This window comes from Nostoc flagelliforme FACHB-838 (genome assembly GCF_014698065.1).
Classification (GTDB): domain Bacteria; phylum Cyanobacteriota; class Cyanobacteriia; order Cyanobacteriales; family Nostocaceae; genus Nostoc; species Nostoc flagelliforme_B.
On sequence record NZ_JACJSI010000450.1, the window covers coordinates 1 to 4,421 of the forward strand.

4 protein-coding genes and 2 pseudogenes are annotated in these 4,421 nt (G+C 40.5%); 1 reads left to right on the forward strand and 5 read right to left on the reverse strand.

All coding sequences use genetic code 11. From position 1 onward, the window contains the following. Window positions 1–131: 131 nt before the first annotated feature. The 4 genes and pseudogenes from H6G97_RS46270 to H6G97_RS46285 form a co-directional block, all read right to left on the reverse strand. Window positions 132–1,084 (reverse strand): annotated as a pseudogene (locus H6G97_RS46270) (ATP-binding domain-containing protein); the annotation flags it as partial. Window positions 1,085–1,260: 176 nt separating this feature from the next. Next, window positions 1,261–1,392: pseudogene (locus H6G97_RS46275) on the reverse strand (AAA family ATPase); the annotation flags it as partial. Between the two features lie 150 nt (window positions 1,393–1,542). Then, window positions 1,543–2,472 (reverse strand): ParB/RepB/Spo0J family partition protein, encoded by a 930-nt coding sequence (locus H6G97_RS46280; protein ID WP_190947126.1) that lies wholly within the window; start codon window positions 2,470–2,472, stop codon window positions 1,543–1,545. Beyond that, entirely contained in the window at window positions 2,469–3,224 is a 756-nt protein-coding gene (locus H6G97_RS46285; RefSeq protein WP_190947127.1) for a ParA family protein, read from the reverse strand. The genes H6G97_RS46280 and H6G97_RS46285 overlap by 4 nt, the downstream gene beginning before the upstream one ends. Window positions 3,225–3,765: 541 nt before the next feature. Here H6G97_RS46285 and H6G97_RS46290 point away from each other — a divergent pair. Continuing rightward, entirely contained in the window at window positions 3,766–3,933 is a 168-nt protein-coding gene (locus H6G97_RS46290; RefSeq protein WP_190947128.1) for a hypothetical protein, read from the forward strand. A gap of 290 nt (window positions 3,934–4,223) precedes the next feature. On the opposite strand, the gene H6G97_RS46295 is transcribed toward H6G97_RS46290, so the two are convergent. Beyond that, the coding region (locus H6G97_RS46295) for a sigma factor-like helix-turn-helix DNA-binding protein (protein ID WP_277883451.1) at window positions 4,224–4,421 on the reverse strand (198 nt) is incomplete at its 5' end.

Below are 4,421 nucleotides of genomic sequence, written 5' to 3' on the forward strand. Positions count from 1 at the left end.
GCAAATAGATGCGAACCATATCGGAACTGAGGCTGGACATACAAACTCAACGCTTTTTTGAAAACCAGGGAATTCAAAAGTATAAATCAAATACCTCAATAAAATTTTCTATTTTCAAAAACCAAAACATATCACCAATGCAGCTCTGCCTGAAGTAACCTCTGCTGTAACCGTGTATAGCGCTTTTGAGCATCGGTAGAGCGCACTGCTAGAGATATCGCTTTTTTTGCGCCAACTACGATCGCTAATTTCTTGGCACGAGTTATACCAGTGTAAAACAGGTTCCGGTCAACATCATATAATGCTGCATATAGATTGGTAGAATCACCACCGGATATTCTGACCCCTGGCTTTTATGAATAGTCACGCACCACGCCAGGGCAATTTCATTTAAGTCAGCGTAATCATAAATTACATTGCGTTCGCCATACCCAACAGCAACTTCCTGCTCGACAGTATCAATGGCTTGGATTATTCCCAAGTCGCCGTTGAAGACTTCGCGGTTGTAATCATTGGTCAACTGGATAATCCGATCGCCCTCGCGTAACAAATTCCCACCTCTGTTAATCTCCACCTTGTTGGGGCTGGGTGGATTAATCAACTGCTGCAAGACTGTGTTTAGGTTGCGAGTCCCGACTACTCCCCGTGTCATCGGGCAAAGTACTTGAACATCAGTGGCAGGGTTAAAACCTAAACGGGGAATAAAATCAGCTATTAACTCACAGATTGCTTCTACTCCATGTTCAGGTTGATGACCGCCGCCGTGCCAAATACAATCAGACACGGGATTATCAGAAATTGGCTCGATTGTTGGGTACTGTCCCCGGTTGATTTGGTGAGCAGCAGAGATGATTGCGCTCTGTTGGGCTTGGCGAAATACTTGGGTTAACCGCACCACCGGAACTCGCCCAGAGTTGATCAAGTCAGCAAGTATTTGACCTGGCCCCACAGATGGTAGCTGGTCAATGTCACCCACCAACAACAGTAGAGCGCCAGCCAATACTGCTTTAACCAAGGAGTACGCCAGAAATAAATCAAGCATCGAAGCTTCATCAGCGATAATTGCCGTGTGGGGTAAAGGATTAAGCCAATTCGCAATTCGCAATTCGCAGTTCGCAATTACGGATAAAATTGTAAATTGAACCATTGGGCTACAGAGCTAACAAGCTTATCTTTGATGAGCATGGTCTTAAATCACATAATGAGTCCGAGCTTTTGCTGATTTATAATTGCGAATTGCGAATTGCGAATTGCGAATTGTTTCGTCATTTCACCTAAGCGTTGAGCAGCTCGTCCAGTGGGTGCTGCCATTGCAATAGATTTCCCCATTGCTTTCCATAAACTAACTATGGTGTGAGTTGTGAAGGTCTTTCCAACGCCAGGGCCAATAGTACTGGGAGTGGAGCTATTATAGTACATAAATACTAAAATATACCCCCAGTATTAGTGTTATTGAAAACTCATCTTCAAAGAATACATTGGTCAGGAGTCAGAGTTAGGAGTACGTGGTTGGAGAAGTGAATATAGGTTATGCCTTGCTACCTATTCTTCTGCAAGAAGCTTTTCTATTTCTGCGAGGAGCTTGTCAAACTTCTGTGTTTTTTTAGAGTCATCCCATACTTTAGTCTTTTTGGCTTTTGCAGATATAGCCTTGAGACGGCTTTGGTACAATGCACTTTTTTCAGACGTTGTTTTAGTAACGGCTGGCTTTATACTGGCAATACGCTCCTTAATTTGATTCAAAGATAACTTTTCAGTAATTGCTACTGTTAACAGTTCTTCCCGCTGGCTATCGTCTTTAATTCGGGCTATTTCTCTTGCTTTTGTATATTCTATTTTTCCTTGTTGAAGATATTCCAAAATATCTTTTGGAAGATTGAGTAATGGTAAGCGATTAGTACGAAAACTGTTAGGAGTAAATTTTCCTATGATGTTAAAAGCCTCCAAAACTACCTTCCACTCATCACTGTGAATAACGTTATTCGCCGACTCCCGTTCAGGGTGAGAAACTACGTGAAACAGTGAGATAATTGCTTCTCTTGACTGATTAAGTTTTAAGGATAACAAGTCTAAAATACCTTCTGTTTCCTCAAGAGGGTTTAAATCCTCTCGTTGGAGATTTTCCACAAGAGCAATTTCAAAAGTTTCTTCGTCGGAAAAATCCTTTATGATAACTGGAACTGTTTCCAACCTAGCTTCTTTGGCAGCGCGATAACGTCGTTCACCTGCAACGAGTTCATAGTGATCTTGCCCCTTGGGACGAACAAGAAGTGGTTGTAACACCCCTTTTTGTCTAATTGATGCTGTAAGCGCTTCCATCGCCTCAAGATCAAAGTAGCGTCTAGGTTGCTTTGAGGGGAGATGGATAGCTGATAATAAAACTGATTCTAGAGGTGTTTCATTTTTCTGTAAAAATAGTAAATCAACACCCTTTACTTTATAAGCAGGCTCAGAGCTTTTCTTATTATTCATTGTAAAGCATCCAGACTTTTAGCAATTTTTTCTAAAACTTTTACTGTTGGATGGCTTGAACTATAAAGTGCTAAAGGCATGTGTTTTTCAGAGGCATCCGCAAAGGCTATAGCAATAGGAATAGTTTCGTAAACAGGAATTTGCGTTCCTAGTTGGCGGACGGAATCAAGGCTTCTATTACCTTGTGCGGTGCGGCCATCATACATGGTAGGAATGATGCCAGCAACTTTAAGCTGTTGGTTTGCTCCCCTTTGAACACGAGCAAGTGTTTGGAATAGTAGTTCTGTTCCTCGAAGTGCTTTGTTATGTGTTTGAATAGGGATTAGGACATGAGTAGCCGCAACTAAGCTAATATAGCTTAATATTCCTAGACTAGGCGGACAGTCTATCAAAATAAAGTCATAGTTATTTACTACTGGTTCTAAGGCTTGCTTTAGCTTAAAATCTCGCATATCAGCCATAACCAGTCCCAGTTCAGCACCACTCAAGTCAATATTGGATGGTGCAAGATCCATACCGTGAATGTTTTTGTTGATAGGTAAGGCGCCACCATCGACAACTGCATTGTAAACTGTATCTTCCAACTCTGATGCCTCTAAACCCATAAACATCGTCAATGACCCTTGTGGGTCCATATCAACAAGTAGTACTTTATTATTTCGTTGTGCTAAATGATAACCAAGATTCATTGTAAGAGTGCTTTTTCCTACACCTCCGGCTTGGTTGAACAGTGCGATAATTCTTCGAGTCATAGTTCTTACTGAGAATAAACGGTGATTTACTGTTAATCCCTGAAATTTATATAAGGGACTATCAGAAGCGAATAACGTTATTCGCCACTACTATTTTTATTTTTAAATAAGCGAAATCAAGGAAGTCGGCTTTAGTATTGTTCTCCTTGCTAAACGTAAATTTTAACGAAGAGTATATTTAGAGCCATAGTACATCTTAAGTGTTGACTATAAATGAGAAAATATTTTACTCATAATTTATGTTGGAAAATCAGCAAAAAGCCTTACTTAATAAGGATGCAAGGTATTATCTTAAGAATCTAGGGGAGCCAGTTGCTCTGTCTAGTAGGAATAGCCGAGCAGATTAAGAGCAGCTTTATCCAGAGTCATCTGAGCTAGCTAGCGACCCTATTTTCTTGTCCAGAGTGATGCGATGCTTACGGCGGGCTGCGCCTACGCACACAGACTCAAAAAATTAATCTTAAACTTACGAGCGTTAGCCACAAGGGACAAAAAAGTATCAATTGCCTGTGTAGCCTCATGCATCTGAATAATATAGTTAATGTTGCGTTACTGTACCATTTATTGGTTCTTGGCAATTTTTGGTGATGATGAAAGGTTAGGCGCTTTAAGGCAGAAGGGTTTTAATATTTTGCCTGTCGTCGTAGAACTTGTGACAAAGATCCAGATCCAACCTGAAGACTTTTCTTGTGATGTGGAAATTCTGTAACCCTTGTACCACAGTCGTTTCTGTAATTTTATTCTTTCTTACTTCTGCCTTTTGCCTGAACCAGCCCACTATTGATCACCAAAAGCTGATAAGAACCCATTTATTGTTCTAACTATTTAATTCGGCAGGATTATTGTGTAATGGAACTGTAGTTGAAGATTATATTGGGCGACCTTCAATCATTCAAATTGAGGTGAATTGCCTCAACCGTGAACCAATGGCAATTCACCTGAGTATATGACAAGCGCTTTTCACAACAGTGATTCCTTGTCTTTAAGCATGAAAAGTTTTTAACTAACCAAATAATCTTTAATTTTGTCTTGCTGACGTTGCAAAGCTTTGATACCTTGTCCATGAGCAGAGCGTACCTTGGAGTGACTGAGATTTAGTTTTTGTGCAACCTGTTTTGCAGTCAACTTATCCTCGCCCGACAACCCAAACTGTAACATTAAAACTTGGCGTTGATTTGGTTTCAAGGTAGCTAATAA